The sequence below is a fragment of the Streptomyces sp. NPDC006208 genome, assembly GCF_040613775.1.
Lineage (GTDB): Bacteria > Actinomycetota > Actinomycetes > Streptomycetales > Streptomycetaceae > Streptomyces.
This window is the reverse complement of record NZ_JBEXSW010000074.1, coordinates 1-21,566: the sequence shown is the minus strand read 5'-3', so window position 1 is coordinate 21,566 and position 21,566 is coordinate 1. Positions and strand designations below refer to the sequence as shown.

The 21,566-nt window shown below is 69.9% G+C and carries 22 protein-coding genes; 13 read left to right on the top strand and 9 right to left on the bottom strand.

The features are described from left to right. Positions 1 to 22 precede the first annotated feature (22 nt). The 4 genes from ABZ208_RS36715 (at position 23) to ABZ208_RS36700 (ending at position 2,459) form a co-directional block, all read left to right on the top strand. Positions 23 to 1,321, top strand: a complete 1,299-nt coding sequence (locus ABZ208_RS36715) for an MFS transporter (protein WP_356913794.1) — start codon at positions 23 to 25, stop codon at positions 1,319 to 1,321. Positions 1,322 to 1,338: 17 nt separating this feature from the next. Further along, entirely contained in the window at positions 1,339 to 1,455 is a 117-nt protein-coding gene (locus ABZ208_RS36710) for an SGM_5486 family transporter-associated protein (RefSeq protein ID WP_356913793.1), read from the top strand. Between the two features lie 158 nt (positions 1,456 to 1,613). Continuing rightward, positions 1,614 to 1,817, top strand: coding sequence for a hypothetical protein (locus tag ABZ208_RS36705; protein ID WP_356913802.1), 204 nt, complete (start codon positions 1,614 to 1,616; stop codon positions 1,815 to 1,817). A gap of 90 nt (positions 1,818 to 1,907) precedes the next feature. Continuing rightward, positions 1,908 to 2,459: a histidine phosphatase family protein gene (locus tag ABZ208_RS36700; RefSeq protein ID WP_356913792.1), complete on the top strand. Its 552-nt coding sequence runs from the start codon at positions 1,908 to 1,910 to the stop codon at positions 2,457 to 2,459. Positions 2,460 to 2,566: 107 nt separating this feature from the next. On the opposite strand, the gene serB is transcribed toward ABZ208_RS36700, so the two are convergent. Beyond that, entirely contained in the window at positions 2,567 to 3,793 is a 1,227-nt protein-coding gene (gene serB, locus ABZ208_RS36695; protein ID WP_356913791.1) for a phosphoserine phosphatase SerB, read from the bottom strand. A 158-nt stretch (positions 3,794 to 3,951) separates the two neighbouring features. After that, positions 3,952 to 5,493 carry a streptophobe family protein gene (locus ABZ208_RS36690; protein WP_356913790.1) on the bottom strand — a complete coding sequence of 514 codons (1,542 nt, stop codon included), beginning with the start codon at positions 5,491 to 5,493 and terminating at the stop codon, positions 3,952 to 3,954. 247 nt (positions 5,494 to 5,740) lie between these two features. Between ABZ208_RS36690 and ABZ208_RS36685 the strand changes: the two genes are divergently transcribed. Beyond that, positions 5,741 to 8,263 carry an FHA domain-containing protein gene (locus ABZ208_RS36685; protein ID WP_356913789.1) on the top strand — a complete coding sequence of 841 codons (2,523 nt, stop codon included), beginning with the start codon at positions 5,741 to 5,743 and terminating at the stop codon, positions 8,261 to 8,263. Between the two features lie 69 nt (positions 8,264 to 8,332). On the opposite strand, the gene ABZ208_RS36680 is transcribed toward ABZ208_RS36685, so the two are convergent. From ABZ208_RS36680 to ABZ208_RS36670, 3 genes are all read right to left on the bottom strand, one after another. After that, positions 8,333 to 9,046 (bottom strand): transglycosylase SLT domain-containing protein, encoded by a 714-nt coding sequence (locus ABZ208_RS36680; RefSeq protein WP_356913788.1) that lies wholly within the window; start codon positions 9,044 to 9,046, stop codon positions 8,333 to 8,335. 327 nt (positions 9,047 to 9,373) lie between these two features. After that, complete coding sequence (locus tag ABZ208_RS36675) at positions 9,374 to 10,471, bottom strand: S-adenosylmethionine:tRNA ribosyltransferase-isomerase (protein ID WP_356913787.1); 1,098 nt, start codon at positions 10,469 to 10,471, stop codon at positions 9,374 to 9,376. Next, positions 10,468 to 11,163 carry an SDR family oxidoreductase gene (locus ABZ208_RS36670; RefSeq protein WP_356913801.1) on the bottom strand — a complete coding sequence of 232 codons (696 nt, stop codon included), beginning with the start codon at positions 11,161 to 11,163 and terminating at the stop codon, positions 10,468 to 10,470. Before ABZ208_RS36670 ends, ABZ208_RS36675 begins: the two co-directional genes overlap by 4 nt. A gap of 172 nt (positions 11,164 to 11,335) precedes the next feature. On the opposite strand from ABZ208_RS36670, the gene ABZ208_RS36665 reads away from it, so the two are divergent. The 3 genes from ABZ208_RS36665 (at position 11,336) to ABZ208_RS36655 (ending at position 13,516) form a co-directional block, all read left to right on the top strand. Continuing rightward, positions 11,336 to 12,481 (top strand): GAF domain-containing sensor histidine kinase, encoded by a 1,146-nt coding sequence (locus ABZ208_RS36665; protein ID WP_356913786.1) that lies wholly within the window; start codon positions 11,336 to 11,338, stop codon positions 12,479 to 12,481. Continuing rightward, the gene (locus ABZ208_RS36660; RefSeq protein WP_356913785.1) at positions 12,474 to 13,118 is read left to right on the top strand and encodes a response regulator transcription factor; all 645 of its coding nucleotides are present in this window, start codon (positions 12,474 to 12,476) and stop codon (positions 13,116 to 13,118) included. The genes ABZ208_RS36665 and ABZ208_RS36660 overlap by 8 nt, the downstream gene beginning before the upstream one ends. A 149-nt stretch (positions 13,119 to 13,267) precedes the next feature. Next, on the top strand, positions 13,268 to 13,516 hold the full coding sequence (locus tag ABZ208_RS36655) for a chaplin family protein (protein WP_356913800.1): 249 nt from the start codon (positions 13,268 to 13,270) through the stop codon (positions 13,514 to 13,516). A gap of 692 nt (positions 13,517 to 14,208) precedes the next feature. On the opposite strand, the gene ABZ208_RS36650 is transcribed toward ABZ208_RS36655, so the two are convergent. Then, a complete protein-coding gene (locus ABZ208_RS36650; RefSeq protein ID WP_356913784.1) occupies positions 14,209 to 14,994 on the bottom strand; it encodes a hypothetical protein in 786 nt (261 codons plus the stop codon). A 135-nt stretch (positions 14,995 to 15,129) separates the two neighbouring features. Here ABZ208_RS36650 and ABZ208_RS36645 point away from each other — a divergent pair, with 135 nt between their 5' ends. The 4 genes from ABZ208_RS36645 to ABZ208_RS36630 all read left to right on the top strand — a co-directional run bounded on the left by ABZ208_RS36645 (position 15,130) and on the right by ABZ208_RS36630 (position 18,362). Then, the gene (locus tag ABZ208_RS36645; RefSeq protein ID WP_356913783.1) at positions 15,130 to 15,921 is read left to right on the top strand and encodes an ABC transporter ATP-binding protein; all 792 of its coding nucleotides are present in this window, start codon (positions 15,130 to 15,132) and stop codon (positions 15,919 to 15,921) included. A gap of 74 nt (positions 15,922 to 15,995) precedes the next feature. Continuing rightward, entirely contained in the window at positions 15,996 to 16,424 is a 429-nt protein-coding gene (locus ABZ208_RS36640; RefSeq protein ID WP_328402231.1) for an NfeD family protein, read from the top strand. Between the two features lie 136 nt (positions 16,425 to 16,560). After that, positions 16,561 to 17,505, top strand: a complete 945-nt coding sequence (locus ABZ208_RS36635; RefSeq protein WP_356913782.1) for an SPFH domain-containing protein — start codon at positions 16,561 to 16,563, stop codon at positions 17,503 to 17,505. 86 nt (positions 17,506 to 17,591) lie between these two features. Then, positions 17,592 to 18,362 (top strand): sulfite exporter TauE/SafE family protein, encoded by a 771-nt coding sequence (locus ABZ208_RS36630; RefSeq protein WP_356913781.1) that lies wholly within the window; start codon positions 17,592 to 17,594, stop codon positions 18,360 to 18,362. Positions 18,363 to 18,438: 76 nt separating this feature from the next. On the opposite strand, the gene ABZ208_RS36625 is transcribed toward ABZ208_RS36630, so the two are convergent. The 3 genes from ABZ208_RS36625 to ABZ208_RS36615 form a co-directional block, all read right to left on the bottom strand. Beyond that, positions 18,439 to 18,948, bottom strand: coding sequence for an HNH endonuclease (locus ABZ208_RS36625; RefSeq protein ID WP_328402237.1), 510 nt, complete (start codon positions 18,946 to 18,948; stop codon positions 18,439 to 18,441). Positions 18,949 to 19,144: 196 nt separating this feature from the next. Beyond that, on the bottom strand, positions 19,145 to 19,675 hold the full coding sequence (locus tag ABZ208_RS36620) for a YbhB/YbcL family Raf kinase inhibitor-like protein (protein WP_356913780.1): 531 nt from the start codon (positions 19,673 to 19,675) through the stop codon (positions 19,145 to 19,147). A gap of 48 nt (positions 19,676 to 19,723) precedes the next feature. Continuing rightward, positions 19,724 to 20,506, bottom strand: a complete 783-nt coding sequence (locus ABZ208_RS36615) for a sporulation protein (protein WP_356913779.1) — start codon at positions 20,504 to 20,506, stop codon at positions 19,724 to 19,726. A 74-nt stretch (positions 20,507 to 20,580) separates the two neighbouring features. Here ABZ208_RS36615 and ABZ208_RS36610 point away from each other — a divergent pair, with 74 nt between their 5' ends. Beyond that, the gene (locus ABZ208_RS36610) at positions 20,581 to 21,222 is read left to right on the top strand and encodes a DNA-3-methyladenine glycosylase (RefSeq protein WP_356913778.1); all 642 of its coding nucleotides are present in this window, start codon (positions 20,581 to 20,583) and stop codon (positions 21,220 to 21,222) included. Positions 21,223 to 21,566 lie beyond the last annotated feature (344 nt).

Here is a 21,566-nt window from a genome sequence, read left to right as displayed (position 1 = left end):
CCCATGATTCTATGATGGTTCCATGGCCGACGAGACCCAGACCCTGGACGACAACCGGACCCGGGGCACCGCCGCCACGGCCCCTGCTGTGGATTCTGCCGCTCCGTGGCCCTCGATGTGGATCACTCGGCTCGTCGTCACCGGCATCGTCCTCGCCGCGCTCAATCTGCGCCCCGCCATCACCAGCCTCGGCGCGCTGCTCGAGGAGGCGCGGGCGGGCCTGCACATGAGCGGCAGCGTGGCCGGTCTGCTCACGTCCGTGCCGCCGCTCTGCTTCGCGGTCTTCGGGATCGCGGCGCCGAGGCTCGCCCGCCGCTTCGGGCCCGCAGCGGTCGTCTGCGCAGGTATGGCGGCGATCGCCACCGGGCTTGCCGTGCGTCCCTTCACCGGCGGTACCGCGTCCTTCCTCGCCGCGAGCGCACTCGCCCTGATGGGCATCGCCGTGAGCAACGTGCTGATGCCGGTGATCGTCAAGCGGTACTTTCCCGACCGGCTCGGCGCGATGACCGGGCTCTACTCCATGGCCCTGGCGCTCGGCACCTCGGTCGCGGCTGCCGCGACCGTGCCCATGACAGAGGCGCTGGGCGGCAGTTGGCGCGTCGGGCTCGCGGTGTGGGCGGGGCTCGCGGCGCTGGCCGTACTGCCGTGGGTCGGCCTGGTGCGGAACCGGGAGCAGGGCCGGGAGCAGGACCGGGGAGTCGCCGGCCGGAGCACGGCGGACGCATCCGCATCCGCGTCCGCACCCCGCATCAGGCGCAGCCCGACCGCCTGGGCGCTTGCCTGCTTCTTCGGGCTCCAGGCGACCGGCGCGTACATCACGATGGGCTGGATGCCGCAGATCTTCCGCGACGCGGGCGTCTCGGCGGGCACCGCCGGGGTGCTGCTCGCCGTGACCATGGTGATGGGCGTACCGCTCGCCTTCGTCATCCCCCGGCTGGCCACCCGCATGCGCAACCAGGGCCCGATCGTCGTGGCCCTCGGCCTGTCCGGGCTGACCGGCTACCTGGGCCTGCTGCTCGCCCCGGCGGCCGGCGCCTGGGCCTGGGCACTGCTGCTGGGCGTCTCGAACTGTGCGTTCCCGCTCGCTCTCACCATGATCGGCATGCGTTCGCGCTCAGGCGCCGGAGTTGCACGGCTGTCGGCGTTCGCCCAGTCCACCGGCTATCTGATCGCCATCCCGGGCCCGCTGCTGGTGGGTGTGCTCTACCAGCACAGCGGCGGCTGGGAGCTGCCGATCGGCCTGATGGCGGCTCTGATCGTGCCCCAGATCGCGGTGGGGATCCTGGCAGGGCGGGACCGGACGGTCGAGGACGAATTCTGAGATGCGAGACTGGTCCCATGCCTGTGCTCGACCCGAACCCCCCGAACGGCCAGAAGAAGCTCCTCACGGTGCTCGGCGCGATGCTGCTGATCGGCGTGATCATCGGGATCATCGCCTCCGTCGCGTCACCGTGACACCGTGAGGGTGGGGCCGGCACCACCCTCACCTGGGGCCTGCACCCCCATCCCCTAGGGGGTCAGGGTCAGGGTGAAGTGGGTGGCTCACCGGATGGGCCGGGCCTCCCATGATCCGTACGTTTGAGGTACTCGACCGCAGACCTACGGAGGCGGCCATGTCGGCCCACATGCACACGCCGTCCCGCGCCAAGGCATCGGGCGTCGGGGTCCGGCTGCCCTGGTGGGCGCTCGCGCTCCCCGTGCTCGCCTTCTGCGCGCTCCTGATGCTGATAGCCGGCCCGGGCGACGCCCACGCCGCCCCCGGTGAACCAGCCGTCGGCGCGTTCATCCAGCGTGTCCAGCAGGCCCTCGCCGGGTGAGCCGATGAGGGCTCCGCGGCATTCACCCGTGACGGGGGAGCGCGTCAACCCCCTGCGCCTGTTGGCTCAATTCATGCGAAGCTGGGGTTCATGAGCGCCGCTGTGTCTTCCGGGGGGACATCCCCCGGACCTCCCGAGTCCCGCAGGATCGTTCTCCTCAGGCATGCGAAGGCGGACTGGCCCCAGGTGGCCGATCATGAGCGCCCGCTCGCCGAGCGCGGGCGCATGGACGCCCCGGTGGCCGGACGCCGGCTCGCCGAGACCGGAATCGCCTTCGACCTGGCTCTCTGCTCGACCGCGAGCAGAACCCGTGAGACCTGGAAGCTCGCGGTGCACGAGCTGCCCCACCGCCCGAGGACGGTGTACGAGGAGCGCCTGTACGAGGCTTCGCTCGGCGACCTGATCGCGCTGCTCAACGAGGTCTCCGACGAGGTGAACGACCTCCTGGTGATCGGCCACAACCCCGGCATGCACGCCCTCGCCGACGCGCTCGCGGGCAGGGCCGAGGGCGACGCGCTGGCCCGGATGACCAGGGACGGCTTCCCGGCCTCGGCGTTCGCCGTCCTGTCGTTCGAGGGGTCATGGAAGTCGGTCGAGCACGGCGTGGGCAGGCTGCTCGACTACTGGACGCCGCACGACTGACCGGATTCCCGCGGACCGGCCTTCGAGGGACCGGCCCCCGGCGGAACCGGACCGGAGAGGACCGAGGCCCCGGCGCGCCGCGCCGGGACCTCGCCAGGCCGGGCTCGTCAGTGCTCCTCGCCGTCCCCGTCGGCGGCTTCGACCTCTTCACGGGTGATGCCCAGCAGGTACAGCACCGTGTCCAGGAACGGCACATTGACCGCGGTGTGAGCGGCGCGGCGGACGACGGGCTTGGCGTTGAAGGCCACCCCGAGACCGGCCGCGTTCAGCATGTCCAGATCGTTCGCGCCGTCGCCGATCGCGACCGTCTGCGCGAGCGGAACCCCGGCCTCGGCGGCGAACCGGCGCATCAGCCGCGCCTTGCCCGCGCGGTCCACGACCTCGCCGATGACCCGGCCGGTGAGCTTGCCGTCCTTGATCTCCAGCGTGTTCGCCGAGGCGAAGTCGAGTCCGAGCCGCTCCTTGAGGTCATCGGTGACCTGGGTGAACCCGCCCGACACCACGCCCACTTGGTAGCCGAGCCGCTTGAGGGTACGGATCAGGGTGCGGGCACCCGGGGTGAGCCGCACCTCGCTGCGCACCTTGTCCACGACCGAGGCGTCCAGCCCCTCCAGCAGCGCCACGCGCGCATGCAGCGACTGCTCGAAGTCCAGTTCGCCACGCATCGCGGCAGCAGTGACCTCGGCGACCTTGTCCTCGCATCCGGCGTGCGCGGCGAAGAGTTCGATGACCTCGTCCTGGATGAGCGTCGAATCCACATCCATGACGACCAGGCGCTGCGCCCGGCGGTGCAGACCCGCGGACACGACGGCCACATCGACACCGATCTCATGGGCCTCGGTGGCCAGCGCGGTGCGCAGCGGCTCGGTCTCCACACCGGACACCGCGAACTCCACGGCGGTGACGGGATACTTCGCGAGCCGGAAGATACGGTCGATATTGCCGCCCACGCCCGCGATCCTCGCCGCTATGGCAGCTGTGGACTCGGCGGTGAGCGGATGCCCGAGCACCGTGACATGGGAACGTCCGCTGCCGCGGGGCCGGTTGTCGCCGTGGCCGGAGATGATCTCGGCCTGAAGCTTGAGGGACTCGGCCCAGCTGTGCACGGTGGCCCGCAACTCGCCCTCGGCGGCTTTGTCGCCGGCCGGCGAGGTGACGAGCACGCACAGCACGAGACGGCCTCGCGAGACGACCTGCTCGATGTCGACCACATCGACGGACCATGCGGCGAGGGTGTCGAAGAGCCCGGCGGTGATCCCGGGACGGTCCTTCCCGAAGATCTTGACGAGGAGGGTGGGGACGTCGGCGTTGTGAAGGGGCTGCGATGCGCTCATGGTGATACCACCGTATCGGGCGCCGTCCCGGATGAGACGCCCTGTCCCGCGGGCCGGACACCTGCGAGGCCGAGCGTCACGGACGGGGGCCCAGCGTCACCGCCAGGGCGGATGTCATCCTTCGGACCTCCGATCGCCCGGGCCCGCTGAATGCCGCCCTACCCGGACTCGGCGTCCGGCCGATGAGGGCCGCGGCCGTCGCGTCGCGGAGGCGGGGCCGCGGAAGGCGGTGGTGGCAGCGTCGTTGCGTCCTGGAGGTCCTGCGGAAGTCGCAGATAGGGGTTCGTGTCCGGGTTCGGCGGCCGGTACGGCGCCGCCGGGTGGTACGGGCCCGGCCCCTCCTGGACGCTCCGCACCGGCCGCGGACCACCCCGTGTCCCGTACACCAGCAGCGCGCCCGCCGCCCCTGCCGCAGCGCCCCATGCCGCCCCCAGGGCCAACGCCATGCCCACGTCGCCGTGCAGCTCGAGGCCCGCGTCGAAGGCGTCGATGCCCAGCACCGACAGCGACGCGTCCGCCGAGAGGCCGGTCAACCGCACCAGCAGTGCGAACGCGAGCGCCGTCGCCGCCCCGAGCCGCAGCGCACACCGCACGGCGAAAGCGCTCGCGCCCGTTCGGCGGTCCGGCTCCGCGGGGGTCCGGGCCGCCGTGAGCACCCCCGCGTACAGCATCAGTGCCGCCGCCCCGGCCGTCAGCAGCCACACGCGCCCGTCCAGCTCGGCCAGGGCGCCCATCGTGACCGGCCGCTCGCCAGGGCCCCTCAGCAGCTCGTCCACCGGATCCGGCAGCACCTGCGCCAGTGGACCTGTCGCGGTGCCCTCCCACGGGACGAACAGACCGAGCGGAAGCCCGAGCCACGCCCCGTTGGGCGCGCCGAGCAGCGCCGCCCCCGCTATGCGCCGCGGGTGGTCGTCGCCGGCCGCCGCGTACGCAGCCGCCGCGTAACCGGCGAAGACGGCGGCGAGCGCCGCGGCCACCAGGGCGGACGCGGCCGGACGCACCCGGCTGCGTACCGCCTCCCAGCCGGCGCCGCGCGGCAACGGCGTACGCGGCGAGGCGAGATACGCGATCGTCAGCACACCGACCACCCACACCAGCGCCCCTGTGAGCGACCGTCCGGTGTCCACGGCGAAGCCGACCGCGGCACGGGTCCGTGCCAGGTCCCCCAGCCGGTCGGGCAGGAGGCCGTCGATACCGCCGAGACCCGTGTCCCCGATGTCGGGCAGATCCCGGCCGAGTCCCCACCGCGCACCGTCGATTGTGATGACGTCGTGACCTGCCCATGCCAGAAGGCCGGTCATCGCGACGAACAGCGCCACAACTCCCGAAGCCCGCACGGCGAGTTCGCTCACCGGGATGTACGCCCCCGCGCCCCGCAGCGAGCGCAGGAAGAAGTACGCAAGGAGCAGAGCCCCGAACAGACCGACCCCCATCGACATGACGTCGATGGCGGTGTCCATCTCTGCGTCATCCAGCCCGTACGCGGACACATCGCCTGCCGGAGTGACCGATCCGCCGATCGCCAGCACCACCACCGCCGCGGTCATGGGCCCCAACGCCCCTGCCGCGTCCGCCCCCAGCAGATGGAGTCCGGCCGCCGCCGCAGCCGCCATGCCGACCAGGGACCAGCTCACCGCGGCGACGGAGGTCAGCGCCACCTCGCCCCACGCCGTCCCCTCGTGCCTGCCACCCGAGCCCATGAGGACCCCCCCCGATCCCTGCTGGGTTCGACCCAGTTGCCCCCATCACGCATGATCCGTATGCACTCATGGGTGCTTACCACTCTCCGGGCGCGTTTATCCGCCGTCAACGCCCACCTCCCAAGGCGTCTTGGCAAGGCCCGACTTTCGGATACGGGACCGGGCCTGAAATAGTTCCTCACGATGTTCACCATCCCTAGACTCCCTGCGATGGGGGTAGCTCGGGGGACAACTAGTGGGGCATGGAGTGCCGGAACTCGTACTGGAATTGAACGGAAGGACCTGGACCCTCGATCCGTCCAGGTCATACACCCTCGGACGCGATCCGCAGGGCGATCTGGTGATCGACGACGCCAGGGTCTCGTGGCGCCATGCCACCATCAGCTGGGGTGGCCGCAGTTGGGTCATCGAGGACCATGGGAGCACCAACGGCACGTACGTACAGGGCCAGCGGATCCACCAGCTGGAGATCGGCCCCGGCTCGGCCGTGCATCTCGGCAACGCCACTGACGGCCCCCGGCTGAATCTCTCCGCCGCGGCCGGCGCGGGAGCGGGCGCGTTCAGCGCCCAGGGCGCCGCGCCTCAGCATGCTCCCGCGCAGCAGGCCCAGGCCGCCGCCCCGCAGGGCTGGCCTCAGGCCCCGGCCCCGCAGCAGCCCCACGATGCGCCGCGGGCGCAGGTCCCGCAGCAGCACTCCCCGCACAAGCAGGGGCAGGGGCAGGGCGCGGGCGGTGCCGCGGGGGCACCGCCCGTCTACGGGGACCGCAGCCCGACCACGTTCCACCAGCTCGCCCTCGGCCGGGTGATGCGCATCGGCCGTGCGCTCGAGAACGAGCTGGTCGTCTCCGACCTCCAGGTCTCGCGCCACCACGCCGAGTTCGTGGCGACGCCCGACGGACGGTTCGAGATCCGCGACCTCGGATCCCACAACGGCACCTTCGTCAACGGTCAGCCGATAGCCAAGTCGTCCACGGTGCTCATCGGTCCGAACGACATTGTCGGTGTCGGTCACTCCACCTTCAGGCTCGTCGGCGACCGGCTCGAGGAGTTCGTCGACACCGGCGAGATCTCCTTCTCCGCCCGCCATCTGACCGTGACCGTCGACGGCGGCAAGCAGATCCTCCGGGACGTCTCCTTCGGCGTGCCGGAGAAGTCGCTCATCGGTGTCATCGGCCCCTCGGGCTCGGGCAAGTCCACCCTGCTCAAGGCGCTCACCGGCTATCGGCCCGCCAACCAGGGCGATGTCCTGTACGACAACCGGAGCCTCTACAAGCAGTTCGCCGAGCTGCGTCAGCGCATCGGCCTGGTCCCGCAGGACGACATCCTGCACAAGGAGCTGACGGTCCGGAAGGCGCTCACGTACGCGGCCAAGCTCCGTTTCCCCGCGGACACCACCGCGGCCGAGCGTGCGGCCCGTATCGACGAGGTCCTGCGCGAGCTGAAGCTGGACATCCACAAGGAGAAGAAGGTCACCTCCCTCTCCGGTGGTCAGCGCAAGCGCGTCTCCGTCGCCCTGGAGCTGCTCACCAAGCCGTCGCTGATCTTCCTGGACGAGCCGACCTCCGGCCTCGACCCGGGCATGGACCGCGACGTCATGCAGCTGCTGCGCGGACTCGCCGACGACGGGCGAACCGTCCTCGTGGTCACCCACTCGGTGGCCGAGCTGGCGCTGTGCGACAAGCTCCTCGTCATGGCGCCCGGCGGCTCGGTGGCGTACTTCGGCCCGCCGGAGGAAGCGCTCAACTTCTTCGGCTACAGCACCTGGGCCGATGTCTTCTCGGCGTTCGAGAACTACCGCGACTACGACTGGGCGGGCCGCTGGAAGGGCTCACAGCACTACCAGATGTACGCCGCGGACATCGACGCCGTCGCCGCGCAGTCGGTGCACATGCCCCCGCCGCAGCAGATGCGACCCCCGAAGCCGCAGAGCTGGGGTTCCCAGCTGTGGACGCTGATCCGCCGCTACTCCTCGGTCATCGCGTCCGACAAGGGCTTCATCGGCCTGATGTTCATCCTGCCCGCGGTGCTCGGCATCGTCAGCACGGTGATCCCCGCCGACTCCGGCCTCGGCCTCGGTCCTGCGCGGGTGCGGTTCACGAACAAGGACGTCGGCACGATCCTGCTCATCCTGGCGGTCGGCGCGTGCTTCTCCGGCGCCGCGAACTCGGTACGAGAGCTGATCAAGGAACGCGTCATCTACGAGCGGGAACGCGCCACCGGCCTGTCGCGCTCCGCGTATCTGATGTCGAAGGTCATCGTCCTCGGTGTGATCACCGCACTCCAGGGTGCGGTCATCTGCGCCATCGGATTCGGTGCCCGGGACAGGCTGCCCCGCGAAGGCGTCATCTTCGCGGACACGCCGGTGATCGAGATGACCATGGTCATCAGCACTCTCGGCTTCACCTGCATGATGTTCGGTCTGATCATCTCCGCGCTGGTGAAGACCGCCGAGAAGACCATGCCGCTGCTGGTGATGTTCGCGATCGTCCAGGTCGTCTTCACCGGCGTGCTCTTCCAGGTGTACGACAGCCCCGGTATCGAGCAGGTCGCCTGGCTGATGCCGTCGCGCTGGGCGGTGGCGGCGCTGGGCACCACGGCCGAGCTCAATGTGGCCATGCCGTGGGACCGGGCAAACGTCGACCAGCTGTGGGAGCACACCGCCGGCCAGTGGGCCGTCGACATGGGCGTGCTGTTCGGCCTCGGGGTCATCTGCGGCTTCGTGGTCGTGCGCCTGCTGCGCCGCCACGAGCCCGAGGTCATGCGCAAGTGACGCGGTCCTGAGACGACGCCGAAGGGCGCACCCCGTGGGGTGCGCCCTTTCGGCATGTCGCAGCGTCCGTCAGTAGGCGCTGTTCACGTTGTCCATGGAGCCGTACCGGTCGGCGGCATAGTTGCAGGCGGCAACGATGTTGGCGACCGGGTCGTACAGGTCCCGGGCGGTGCCGGGGATGTGGTACGCGTCGAAGGTCGGCTGGATGACCTGCAGCAGGCCCTTCGAGGGGATGCCGTTCTGGGCGTTGATGTCCCAGTTGTTGATGGCGCGCGGGTTACCGCTGGACTCGCGCAGGATGTTGCGCTTGATGCCCTCGTAGGAACCCGGGATGTCGTGCTTCTTCATGATGGACATGGCCTCGCGGATCCAGCCGTCCAGGTTGTTGGCGTAGACCGGCTTGCGGTCGGCGGCACGGCTCGCCGCCTGCGCCTTCGCACGCTTCTTCGCGGCGGCCTCGGCCTTGGCCTTCGCCGCGGCCTTCTTCGCGGCGGCAGCCTTCTTCGCAACGGCTTCGGCCTTGGCCTTGGCCTGCGTGGCCTCCAGGCGCGCCTCGAAGGCGGACTGCTGGTTGACGATGCTCTTGTGGACGGTGGAGGCCTCAGCGGCGTCCAGGCTCCACGCGACGGGGGCCGCAGACAGTGCCTCGGTCTCGACCTTGGCCTCGGCGTCGCCCGGAACGAGCGAGATCGCAATCGCCGCGGTGGCGGCGGCGGCAATACCGGCGACGGCAGCCTTGCGGGTCTTCAGACGACGAAGGCCGGGGGTGTTGAACGCGGACATGTAGACGTACCTCTTCGAATAGCGGAAAGTCGCTCCAGGCCGGTTCGGCTCTGCGCTCTTCGGAAGCGACGTCGGCAATTCTTAGCGGCAGCAAAAAGCTGTGGCAAAGGTGTGACGTACTATCCGCGCTAGTGGACAAGGCCGGGTGCAATGTCCGATTTGGTCGCCCTGTTCCCGCTCACATGGCCTTTATGTGTCCACTACCCGGCTTCGTAAGTGATCTGGGTCCTATGTGGGGGCTCACATCGAGGGTGAAACCGAATCACGATGTGTTGCTCAAGCAATTCATAGGGTGAGGGCCGGTTGCCAGGCCCTCATCCCTTTGAATCAGCCCTCGTCGGGGAGGATCAGATGGACGTCCCCGAACTCGTGCCACAGATAGCGGAGCCGTAGGGCCTCCCTGTAACTGCAGCTCAGCGCCGCTCTTCCGGCGATCGCCTCCAGCATCAGCAGATGCGACGCCTCCGGCTCGTGCAGCCCGGTCAGCAGTCCGTCCACGGCGCGTACCCCGCGCCCCGGCGTGACCACCACATCCGTCCAGCCCGCTGCCGCCCGCACCACACCCTCCGCATCCACCGACGACTCCAGCGCCCGCACCGCCGTCGTCCCCACCGCGACGATGCGGCCCCCGCCTGCGCGCGCCGCGTTCACCAGCCAGGCCGTTGCCGCAGGCACCTCGAAGCGCTCCGGATACGGCGGCTCGTACGCCTCCGCCGACGCCACCCCTGTGTGCAGCGTCAGCGGCGCGAACTGCACACCGCGGCTGACCAGCTCCGCCACCAGCCGCGCCGTGAACGGGCGCGCGGCGCTCGGCATCTCCGCCGACCCCGAGCCGTCGCGGGAAGGAAGCGCGAACACCGTCTGATACGCGGACAACGGCTGGTCCTGCGCCGTGTACCCGTACCGGATCGGTCGGCCGTACCGCTGGAGCAGGCCTGGCACCGCCACCGAAACCGACGCCCACCACAGCCGGTCCGCTCCGGGGGTGAGCGGCTCGTCCAGCACCAGGTGCGCGCCGCCGGGAAGCCGTATCACCGCACCGCGCGGCCCGCCCGGCCTGGGCATGGTGCTGCCCGCACCGTCCGGGCGGCGCAGCTCCACCGCCCACCGCCCGCCGCCGGACTCCGTCCCGGGTGACCTCCAGTCCCGCGTGGAGAAGTGCACGACGACCGCCCCGCCGTCCGCGGCCCGCCCGCTGACGGCGGCCGGCAGCGTCGCCGACGTGTTGACCACCAGGACATCACCGGCGCGAAGCTGCCCGGGCAGGTCCGCGAACCGGTGATGGGTCACCCGGGTCCCCTGGGAGACCAGCAGCCGTACGTCGTCCCGCCCGGACCCGCGTACCTCGGCCGGCTCCCGCGCCGAGAGTTCGGCGGGCACCCGGAGCGCGTCCAGCACGGCCCCTCCTTCCCGCACCGGCCTCACCGGGTACCCAGCAGAGCCTGAGCCGCGTACCGGCCACTGGCCGGGCGCTGCTCGAGCAGCCGCAGAAAGCCCGGCGCCACGGACTCGGGTGACGGGCGCGGATCGTCGTCGTCCGGCACGGCGGCCGCGTACAGATCCGTCTGCATGTCCCCCGGGTCCACCGACCACACCCGCACCCCCGGCTCCTCCACCGCGAGCACCGCGGCCAGCTGGTCGAGCGCTGCCTTGGACGCTCCGTAACCGCCCCAGGTCCCGTACGCCTCCGCCGCCGCGTCCGAACTGACCGTGACGACCGTGCCGGCCGACGACGCCCGCAACAGCGGCAGAGCCTCCTGCACGAGACCCAGCGCGGCCACCACATTGGTCTCGAGCGCCGTCCGCAGACCCCCGAGCGGCAGCGCCTCCAGCGACACCAGCGGCTCCGCACCCAGTGCACTCGCGTTGCTCACCAGCAGATCGAGTCCACCGAGCGCCCGGGCCGCGGCGACCAGCTCGGTGCGGTGCCCGGCATCCGTGACATCCCCGGGCACGGCGATCACCTGGGTCCCGAAAGCGCCGGCGTGCTGCGCGCTCTCCTTCAACACGTCCGCGGTCCTGGCCCCCAGCACCAGATCCCAGCCCTGCTGTGCGAGGGCGGCGGCGAGCGCCCGCCCCAGCCCCTTGGACGCCCCAGTGATCACCGCAACCGGCATGATGTCCATCCCCTCGTCGTGTCGATGGACCCAACGTAGGAACGGGACCCGGCACCCCGCCTCCTGCCTGGGACCCCACCGGGCACGTCACTTCGACCTACATCCCGAGTCCCGGCCGGGTGCCGTCCCCAGGCCGATACGGACTGTCACCCCACGCCGGTACCGTGAGCTCATGAGTCATCGACCGAGCTCCGGCCTGGCCGCCGTGAGCACCGCGCTCCTCGCCATGAGCAGGCATCTCGAGGTGCGCGACGTGCTGAAGACGATCGTGGCCTCCGCCCGTGAGCTCCTGGACGCCGAGTACGCGGCGCTCGGCGTGCCCGACGACCACGGCGGCTTCGCCCAGTTCGTCGTCGACGGTGTGAGCGACGCCCAGTGGAAGGCGATCGGGCCGCTCCCGCGCCAGCACGGCATCCTCGCCTCGATGCTCCACGACGCGAGGCCCGAGCGGCTCGCCGACGTCCGCGAGGACCCTCGTTTCGAGGGCTGGCCGACAGCCCACCCCGAGATGTCCGATTTCCTCGGACTGCCGATCAAGGACGGCGACGAGATCATCGGCGCACTGTTCCTTGCCAACAAGCGCTGCCCGCGGCCCGAGGGCGGCTGCGGCTTCACCGAGGACGACGAGGACCTGCTCGGGATCCTCGCCCAGCACGCCGCGATCGCCCTGACCAACGCCAGGCTGTACGAGCGCAGCCGTGAGCTCACCATCGCCGAGGAGCGCTCCCGGCTCGCCCACGAGCTGCACGACGCGGTCAGCCAGAAGCTTTTCTCCCTGCGGCTGACCGCCCAGGCCGCGGCGGCCCTGGTCGACCGCGACCCGGGCCGGGCCAAGGGAGAGCTGCAACAGGTCGCGACCCTCGCCGCGGAGGCCGCGGACGAGCTGCGCGCGGCGGTCGTCGAGCTTCGCCCCGCCGCCCTCGACGAGGACGGCCTGGTCGACACGCTGCGCACCCAGATCCAGGTCCTCGACCGCGCTCACACGGCCAAGGTCACTTTCGACAGCCGTGCGATACGGGCCCTGCCCGCGACCCAGGAGGAGGCGCTCCTGCGCGTCGCCCAGGAGGCGCTGCACAATGCCCTGCGCCACTCGGAGGCAGACCAGGTCGACGTGGTCCTGGTCCGCCGCGGACAGGGGGCGGTGCTCAGCGTGACCGACAACGGCAGGGGATTCGAGCCGAAGACCGTCCGCAGGGCGGGCCGCCACCTCGGACTCGTGTCCATGCGGGACCGCGCGAGTGGCGTCGGCGGCACGCTCAGTGTGGAATCGGCGCCCGGCAAGGGCACCACCATCGAGATGGAGGTCCCCGGTGGCTGACAAGACGATCCGTGTGCTGTTGGTCGACGACCATCAGGTGGTCCGCCGCGGGCTGCGCACCTTCCTCGAGGTCCAGGACGACATCGAGGTCGTCGGCGAGGCGGGGGACGGGGCCGAGGGTGTCGCGCGCGCCGAGGAGCTCGGGCCGGATGTCGTCCTGATGGACGTGAAGATGCCCGGGATGGACGGTATCGAGGCCCTGCGCAAACTGCGTGAGCTGGCCAACCCGGCCAAAGTGCTGATCGTCACCAGCTTCACCGAGAAGCGCACCGTCGTTCCGGCGCTGCGCGCCGGCGCGTCCGGATACGTGTACAAGGACGTCGACCCCGAGGCGCTGGCGGGTGCGATTCGTTCCGTGCATGCCGGGCATGTCCTGCTGCAGCAGGAGATCGCAGGCGCGCTGCTCTCCGACGACGATCCGGTGGGCAGCACGGGCCGCGGCAGCACGCTGACCGAGCGGGAGCGGGAGGTGCTCGGACTGATCGCGGACGGCCGGTCCAACCGGGAGATCGCCCGGGCGCTGGTGCTGTCCGAGAAGACGGTCAAGACGCATGTCTCGAACATCCTGATGAAGCTCGACCTGGTGGACCGCACGCAGGCGGCGCTGTGGGCGGTCCGCCACGGGCTGACCAGCTGACCAAGGGGTACGCGGAGTGTCACGCTCCGATCGGAGATTCATACTGTCGGGTGTATGTCACCCGTTCAGCGCATCCTGATCGGCTCCGCGCCGTTCTCCATGGCGAGCTGCGGCAGTAGGCCGCAGCGATGTTACGGAGGATGACGAAGATGATGAATCTGAAGAAGGCCGCTGCGCTCACGATGATCACCGGGTCCCTGGTGGCTGCCGGCGCGGGAGTGGCGTCCGCCACCACCGGTGGCGCCCACGCTCATGGCGAGGCCGTCCACTCGCCGGGTGTTGCCTCCGGCAACCTGGTACAGGTCCCGGTCCATGTCCCGGTGAACGTCGTCGGCAACACGGTGAACGTGGTCGGCCTCCTGAACCCGGCGTTCGCCAACGCGGGCTTCAACGGCTGACGTCCCCCGATCCCAGGGCGCTGCCCTGGGCCCTGCGGGGGCGCGCCGCCCCTGCGGGGTGCTGTGGGATCCTGTGGGGCCACCGCTTCTGCGGGATACGGCGCACCGGCGGGCTCTGCCCCGGACTCGCGCCTCACGCTCCCCCCGGACTTCGTCCGGGCCCCACGGGGCTGGATTGTGGCTCTGCTGTCGCTTGCAGGCCGGGCCGGTTTGCAAGCGCAGCGGCACATCCAGCCGGTCCAAAGTCCGTCCCGGGACCTGGGGCGCAGCCCGGTCCGGGACAGGGGTGCCTGACTGTTCCGGAACCCGGCCGACGGCACGACGGCGGCGTCCGTGCCGTGCACGAGGCGTTGCTGACATCTGTGACCTTCGATGAGCAAGGGGGCGACGTCGGTACCGACGCCGGCCCTGTCCAGGCGGGGCCGGACGCGCACCTCCCACTTCCGCCAGGCTGGAGAGGGACGGCGGCGCCGCGAAGGGCTTTTGCGTAGACGCCTGCCGCCGGCACGGCCCCGCCTCACCGCGGCGGTGCCGCACCGGGCCGAGAGGCGGCGCCGGCCCGAGGCGCAGGCTCAACCGCGCCCTGCCCGGACCGCAGGCTCAGCCACCCGGGCGTCGCCGGCCCGAGCGCGAGGCTCAGCCACCCGGCCACCGCGGCCACGGGCACCCCACCCCGTGCCCGGCCGGGAACCTCACCCCCGCTCACGCTCCTCCACGTACGCGTTGTACGCCGCCACCTGGGCCCTACGCGCCACCCGCTCCACCGGCCGAAGCGCCTCCCCCCGCGCCGCCATCTCGGAGGCACTGACCGCACCCCCATGGCCCTTCTCGTACGCCACCGAGACCAGCAGCCCGATCCGCTGCGCGAGCTCCAACACCCGTACCGCACGCGGCGGATACCCCGGCGCGAGTGTCTCGCCGGGCCCCCGCGCCGCACGGGCCCGGTACGCGTCCACCGCCGCCTCGGCCACCGGCCCCGACGCCGCGACATCCAGTCGCGTCAGCGCGGCAGTCGCCTCCCGCAGCGCCTCCGCCAGCTCCCGCTCCGCCTCGCTCAGCGAGGGCACATCCGCGGGCTGAGCCTCACGCACGGGCAGGCAGTGCCAGACGACCTCCACATGAAGGTCGCCCGCCGGCCCGGCCTCGTACACCTCGGGCACCAGCCCGAACGCGGAGCCCGTCGCGACCACGGCCTCCTCCGCCTCGAGGGCGCGAGCGTTGAACTCCGGCGGCCCGCAGAGCCCCAGCGGATGCCCGGGCGCCGGGAGCGCGACCCGGTACCCGGTCACCCCGAGGCTCCGCAGCCGCCCCAGCGCCAGCGTGAGTCCGACGGGCGCAGCCTCTCCCGGCAGGCCCTCCACCCGGTGCACCGCGTCGTCGGCGACGATCGCGTGCACCGCGTCGTCGGGGGATACAAGTCCGGCCAACAGGGCATTTCCCCATGCGGCCAGCCGTCCTGAGCGTGGTTCGGAAAGCATGTACCCAGCCTAGGGACCGGACCGGGGGAAGGGAGCACTCGACCAGTGGCGTAGGTTTTCCCTGGGAGCTGACCCCACAGGTGCACACATGCACCCGAACACCTCAAGACGATTGCATGGGGAGACAACGCGCTCATGAGCGATGTACTGGAGCTGGTGGACGTATCCGTGGTCCGCGACGGACGCGCTCTGGTGGACGACGTCTCCTGGTCGGTCAAGGAGGGGGAGCGCTGGGTCATTCTCGGACCCAACGGAGCCGGCAAGACCACCCTCCTCAATATCGCCTCCAGCTATCTCTTCCCGACCAAGGGCGAGGTGCAGGTCCTCGGGGAGCGCCTCGGCGCCGTCGACGTCTTCGAGCTCCGCCCGCGCATCGGTGTGGCCGGCATCGCCATGGCAGAGAAGCTCCCCAAGAACCAGACCGTCCTGCAGACCGTGCTCACCGCCGCGTACGGCATGACCGCCAGCTGGCACGAGGACTATGACGCCGTCGACGAGGAGCGCGCCCGTGCCTTCCTCGACCGCCTCGGCATGACGGAGTACCTCGACCGCAAGTTCGGCACCCTCTCCGAGGGCGAGCGCAAGCGCACCCTGATCGCGCGCGCCATGATGACCGACCCCGAGCTGCTGCTCCTCGACGAGCCGGCAGCCGGTCTCGACCTCGGCGGCCGCGAAGACCTGGTCCGCCGCCTCGGCCGGCTGGCCCGTGACCCGAACGCCCCCTCGATGATCATGGTCACCCACCATGTCGAGGAGATCGCGGCCGGATTCACCCATGTCCTCATGATCCGCCAGGGCAAGGTGCTCGCCGCCGGCCCGATGGAGACGGAGCTGACCTCCCGCAACCTCTCGCTCTGCTTCGGCCTCCCGCTGCTCGTCGAGCGCAACGGCGAGCGTTGGACCGCCCAGGGCCTCCCGCTCGGCTGAACCGCGAACTCCGCTGCAACTGACCTGACTTCGCCCCCTGTCCGGACCGCGACCGGCGGACCTACCATGACCACGTGGACATCGACGCATGGGTGTGGTGGCTGATCGGCGCGGTCGGGCTGGGCATACCGCTCGTGCTGACGGCGATGCCGGAATTCGGCATGTTCTCGGCCGGCGCGGTGGCCGCGGCCGTGGTGGCGGCGCTCGGCGGAGGCACGGTGGCCCAAGTGCTCGTCTTCGCAGCGGTCTCCGTCGCTCTCATTGCCGTCGTACGGCCGATCGCGAACCGGCACCGGGCCCAGAGCCCCCGCTTCGCGAGCGGGGTCGACGCGCTGAAGGGCCGTCAGGCGGTCGTGCTGGAACGGGTCGACGGCAACGGCGGCCGCATCAAGCTCGCCGGTGAGGTCTGGTCCGCCCGTGCCTTCGACACGACGATGACCTACGAAGAGGGCCAGCAGGTCGATGTCGTCGAGATCGACGGCGCGACCGCCGTCGTCATGTGACCGGACCTGGACCGGGATTCGGGTCCCGCTCGGCCGACTCCCCAGCCCAACCCCATCGAACGCGCCACAACCCAGGCCGAGTTCTGGGAAACTCGATCATCGGAATCACCCGGCAGCGAAGGGCACAGGGAACGCGATGCAACCGATCATCATCGTCCTGATCATTCTGGTGGTGCTGGTCTTCATCGCCTTGATCAAGACGATCCAGGTCATCCCACAGGCCAGCGCCGCCATCGTCGAGCGCTTCGGCCGCTACACCCGCACCCTCAACGCGGGCCTGAACATCGTCGTCCCCTTCATCGACTCCATCCGCAACCGTATCGACCTCCGTGAGCAGGTCGTCCCCTTCCCGCCGCAGCCGGTGATCACCCAGGACAACCTGGTCGTCAACATCGACACGGTCATCTACTACCAGGTGACCGACGCCCGCGCGGCGACCTACGAGGTCGCCAGCTACATCCAGGCCATCGAGCAGCTCACCGTCACCACCCTGCGGAACATCATCGGCGGCATGGACCTCGAGCGGACCCTGACCTCCCGCGAGGAGATCAACGCCGCCCTGCGCGGCGTCCTCGACGAGGCCACCGGCAAGTGGGGCATCCGCGTCAACCGCGTCGAACTCAAGGCCATCGAACCCCCCACCTCCATCCAGGACTCGATGGAGAAGCAGATGCGCGCCGACCGTGACAAGCGCGCCGCGATCCTCACCGCCGAAGGTATCCGCCAGTCGCAGATCCTCACCGCCGAAGGTGAGAAGCAGTCCGCGATCCTGCGCGCCGAGGGTGAGGCCAAGGCGGCCGCCCTGCGCGCCGAGGGCGAGGCCCAGGCCGTGCGCACGGTCTTCGAGGCCATCCACGCCGGAGACCCCGACCAGAAGCTCCTCTCGTACCAGTATCTCCAGATGCTCCCGAAGATCGCCGAGGGCGACGCCAACAAGCTCTGGATCGTTCCGAGCGAGATCGGTGACGCGCTCAAGGGCCTCTCCGGCGCTCTCGGCAACTTCGGCGGTCCGCTGGGCGGCAACAACATTCCGCAGCAGGGCGGCGGCACGGAGCGCCGGGAGCAGCCCCCCATCGACTGATGCGTACACACGGTCGTGCATGATCAGTGCGGCCCCTCGACCTTCATGGCGGGGAGGCGGCGAACTGAACATGTGAGGAGATGGCCTTGTCCATCTGGGAAGCGCTCGCGGTCTTCGTGGCGGGTACGGCAGCCGGCACGATCAACACCATCGTCGGCTCGGGCACACTGATCACCTTTCCGGTGCTGCTCGCCACCGGGCTGCCACCCGTCACGGCCACCGTGTCCAACGCACTCGGCCTGATCCCCGGCTCCATCAGCGGCGCCATCGGCTACCGCGCCGAGCTGAAGGGCCAGCGCCGCCGCGTCCTGCGCCTCAGTGTCGCCGCAGCGATCGGCGGCCTCTGCGGGGCGATACTCCTGCTGATGCTGCCGTCGACAGCCTTCGAGACGATCGTGCCCGTACTGGTCGCTCTCGCCCTCGTCCTGGTGATCGTCCAGCCGAGGCTGGCCAGGGCCGTCCAGGAACGCCGCGACCGCAACGGCACCCCGAGCCGGCACGCCGACGGCGGCCCGTTCCTGTTCGGCGGTCTGCTGCTCGCCAGCGTCTACGGCGGCTACTTCACGGCGGCCCAGGGCATCATCTACCTCTCCCTGATGGGCACGCTGATCGATGACACCCTGCAGCGCCTCAACGCCGTGAAGAACGTGCTTGCCGCTGTCGTCAACACCATCGCCGCGCTCTTCTTCCTCTTCGTCGCGGACTTCGAGTGGACGGCCGTCCTCCTCATCGCCGTCGGCTCCACGATCGGCGGCCAGATCGGCGCCAAGGTCGGCCGCAGGCTCCATCCCACCGTCCTGCGCACGCTCATCGTCGTGGTCGGCACGGCCGCCATCGTCCAGCTGGTGCTGCGCTGATCACGGCGAGGGGACACGTACAAAGACGAGAGCCCGCCTTCACCGGTTCACCGGTGAAGGCGGGCTCTCGCACGGGTCACGCGGCAGGCTGCGAGGCCAGCCACTCAGGCAGTGCCTCTCGCTCACCCGACCGCATCCCGAGCAGCATGGCGTCGGCAGGCGACGGCACGAACGGCTGGTGCAGCAGCGGCATTCCGGCCTGCTCCGGCGTACGGTCCGCCTTGCGGTGGTTGTCCTCGGCGCACGAGGCCACCGTGTTCAGCCAGCTGTCCGCACCACCGCGCGACTTCGGCACCACATGGTCCACGGTCGTGGCGCGCCTGCCGCAGTAGGCGCACCGGTGCTGGTCCCTGACCAGCACCCCCCGTCTCGACCACGGAGCCTGTCTTCGGAACGGCACCCGTACGTATCTGCAGAGTCTGATCACACGGGGCACCGGAAGATCCACGGCAGCCGCACGCATGCGGAGATCGGGGTGCTCCTGCTCGACAACGGCCTTGTCCTGGAGCACCAGCACCACTGCACGGTTGAGAGTCACCGTCGACAGCGGCTCGAAGCTCGCATTCAGCACCAGCGTGTCCCGCATCTCGCCCACCTCCGTTCGCCGGCCCGGCCCCGTCGGCGGGCATCGGGCTCGGATCAACTCTGGCCGGGCGCGCCGAGATGGACAACGCAATATCTGTGCCTGCCAGGAGAGTGACCCCCAGGCCTCGGCAACAAAACTGCCCTGCCCTGATCTCTCCAAGACCAGGGCAGGGCAAACTCCAGGCGAACAGTCAGATCTACGCGGGACCCTCGTACTCGCCGATCAACTGGGCACGGGCGATCGCGTGGAAGCGCAGATGGAAACCCACCACCGCAGGCGAGGCATCCGCGCCGGGCCCGAGCTTCTCGCTGTCCACCGCGTACACGGTGAACACGTAGCGGTGGTTCTCACCGGCCGGTGGAGCGGCACCGCCGAAGTCCTTCGACCCGTAGTCGTTACGGGCATGGACGGCGCCCGCGGGCAGCCCGTCGAACTTCCCGCTGCCCGCCCCTGCCGGCAGTTCCGTCACCGACGCCGGGATGTCGAAGAGCACCCAGTGCCAGAACCCGCTGCCGGTCGGCGCGTCCGGATCGAAGCACGTCACCGCGAAGCTCTTGGTCTCGGCAGGAAAGCCTTCCCAGCGCAGCTGGGGAGAGGTGTTGCCCGCCGCGTGGACCTGAGCGTCCCTCAGCACCGATCCCGGCTCGATGTCCTCGCTCGCCACCGTGAACGACGGCACCGCAGGATGGAAGTCGTGCGGAAGGGGCGGCCGCTTGAGCTCGGTCACGTCAAAACCTCCGATTCGGCTGTCTGCTTGAGTCCTGCCGAATGGAGCCTAGAGCCAGTTGCGACGCCCGCCGACATCCGCGAGCCACTGGTTCAGGTATGCCGCCCAGTCGGTCGACTGGAAGTCGTGGTGCCCCACCTTGAATGCCTTGTACGAGTCACTGCTCTCGCTGAACAGCCCCGGCTTCTTGTCCATCTCCAGGATGACGTCCATCTCGTGGTTGTCCGCGACGAACGTCAGCTCGACCTGGTTCAGCCCGCGGTACTGCTGCGGCGGGAAGAACTCGATCTCCTGGTAGAACGGCAGCCGCTGACGCGTGCCACGGATGTGACCGCGCTCCATGTCCGCGCTCTTGAAGCGGAAGCCCAGCTGAATGAAGGCGTCCAGGATCGCCTGCTGCGAGGGCAGCGGGTGCACATTGATCGGGTCGAGATCGCCCGAGTCCACGGCCCGCGCGATCTCCAGCTCGGTGGTCACACCGATGTTCATCCCGCGCAGCTGCTGGCCCTGAATGCTCGTGACCGGCGTCTCCCAGGGAATCTCCAGCCCGAACGGCACCACATGCACCGCACCGGCCTTGACCTCGAACGCGCCGCCGAGCCGCAGCTTGGTGAACTCGATGTCCTGCTTGACCTCCTGGTCACCGCCTTCGACCTCGACACGCGCCTGCAGACCGACGGACAGCCCCTCGATCTGCTGATCGACCGAGCCGCCCTGAATACGCACCTCGCCCTGGACGACACCGCCCGGCACGACGTTCTGTTCGGTGAGCACCGTCTCGACGGAGGCGCCGCCGGCGCCCAGGCTCGCGAGCAGCTTCTTGAAGCCCATGTCCACTCCTTCTAGGTCCTGACCCCTACTTACGCGTTACGACGACAGTCGGTTCCCCACTACCCTCGTACGCGATGATCGAGAGCTCCGACCGTACGCCCCTGCCCCGGGCCTTCTTCGACCGCCCGGTACTCGAGGTCGCCCCGGAGCTCCTCGGCTGCACCCTGGCACGTCTCACGGACGACGGTCCCATCGAGCTCCGCCTCACCGAGGTGGAGGCCTATGCGGGGGAGGCCGACCCCGGCTCGCATGCCTTCCGTGGTCGCACCCGCCGCAACGAAGTGATGTTCGGTCCGCCCGGACACGCGTACGTCTACTTCACCTACGGGATGTGGCACTGCCTCAATGTGGTGTGCGGCCCCGAGGGCCGGGCAAGCGGGATCCTGCTGCGTGCCGGCGAGATCCGAGTAGGCGCGGATCTCGCGCGCAAACGTCGATTCTCGGCCCGTCATGACAAGGATCTGGCCAAAGGTCCCGCCCGCCTGGCCACGGCGCTCGGTGTGGACCGTGCCTTGAACGGGACCGACCTGTGTGCCGGCCCGGGCGCTCCGCTCTCCTTGTTCTACGGTCACCCCCCGAACTCTGACCAGGTACGCACCGGTCCCCGCACCGGAGTCGGCGGCGACGGCGCGCACCACCCCTGGCGCTTCTGGATCGATGGGGACCCGACGGTGAGCCCTTACAGGGCTCATACGCCACGCCGCCGGTCAACTTGACTCGGTTACCCCAGCCGCCTAACGTAGCCCGAGCCGCTTGAACCGGGCCCTGCTGTTCAGCATCCCGAAGCAGCCATCCACTACTCACGACGAACCCGAACGGGTGCGATTTCGGCATGCCGAAATTCGGACCTGATTGACTCGATTATGAGTCGCCAGGGAAATCGGCTAACGTAGTGACCGCGCCGAAAGGGAAACGCGAAAGCGTGGAACTGGAAAGCGCGGAAACAATCTCCTGCTTAGCAGGGGGCCCGCCGGCCGGGAATCGGACACGAAAGAGTCTGATAGAGTCGGAAACGCAAGACCGAAGGGAAGCGCCCGGAGGAAAGCCCGAGAGGGTGAGT

What these genes read in the sequence shown, in the direction of transcription:
- ABZ208_RS36635 (WP_356913782.1), top strand. Translation starts at nt 16,561, where the DNA reads ATGCAACCGATCATCATCGTCCTGATCATTCTGGTGGTGCTGGTCTTC.
- ABZ208_RS36715 (WP_356913794.1), top strand. Translation starts at nt 23, where the DNA reads ATGGCCGACGAGACCCAGACCCTGGACGACAACCGGACCCGGGGCACC.
- ABZ208_RS36690 (WP_356913790.1), bottom strand. Translation starts at nt 5,493, where the DNA reads ATGGGCTCGGGTGGCAGGCACGAGGGGACGGCGTGGGGCGAGGTGGCG.
- ABZ208_RS36650 (WP_356913784.1), bottom strand. Translation starts at nt 14,994, where the DNA reads ATGCTTTCCGAACCACGCTCAGGACGGCTGGCCGCATGGGGAAATGCC.
- serB (WP_356913791.1), bottom strand. Translation starts at nt 3,793, where the DNA reads ATGAGCGCATCGCAGCCCCTTCACAACGCCGACGTCCCCACCCTCCTC.
- ABZ208_RS36680 (WP_356913788.1), bottom strand. Translation starts at nt 9,046, where the DNA reads ATGTCCGCGTTCAACACCCCCGGCCTTCGTCGTCTGAAGACCCGCAAG.
- ABZ208_RS36625 (WP_328402237.1), bottom strand. Translation starts at nt 18,948, where the DNA reads ATGCGGGACACGCTGGTGCTGAATGCGAGCTTCGAGCCGCTGTCGACG.
- ABZ208_RS36700 (WP_356913792.1), top strand. Translation starts at nt 1,908, where the DNA reads ATGAGCGCCGCTGTGTCTTCCGGGGGGACATCCCCCGGACCTCCCGAG.
- ABZ208_RS36670 (WP_356913801.1), bottom strand. Translation starts at nt 11,163, where the DNA reads ATGCCGGTTGCGGTGATCACTGGGGCGTCCAAGGGGCTGGGGCGGGCG.
- ABZ208_RS36645 (WP_356913783.1), top strand. Translation starts at nt 15,130, where the DNA reads ATGAGCGATGTACTGGAGCTGGTGGACGTATCCGTGGTCCGCGACGGA.
- ABZ208_RS36705 (WP_356913802.1), top strand. Translation starts at nt 1,614, where the DNA reads ATGTCGGCCCACATGCACACGCCGTCCCGCGCCAAGGCATCGGGCGTC.
- ABZ208_RS36610 (WP_356913778.1), top strand. Translation starts at nt 20,581, where the DNA reads ATGATCGAGAGCTCCGACCGTACGCCCCTGCCCCGGGCCTTCTTCGAC.
- ABZ208_RS36665 (WP_356913786.1), top strand. Translation starts at nt 11,336, where the DNA reads ATGAGTCATCGACCGAGCTCCGGCCTGGCCGCCGTGAGCACCGCGCTC.
- ABZ208_RS36615 (WP_356913779.1), bottom strand. Translation starts at nt 20,506, where the DNA reads ATGGGCTTCAAGAAGCTGCTCGCGAGCCTGGGCGCCGGCGGCGCCTCC.
- ABZ208_RS36655 (WP_356913800.1), top strand. Translation starts at nt 13,268, where the DNA reads ATGATGAATCTGAAGAAGGCCGCTGCGCTCACGATGATCACCGGGTCC.
- ABZ208_RS36710 (WP_356913793.1), top strand. Translation starts at nt 1,339, where the DNA reads ATGCCTGTGCTCGACCCGAACCCCCCGAACGGCCAGAAGAAGCTCCTC.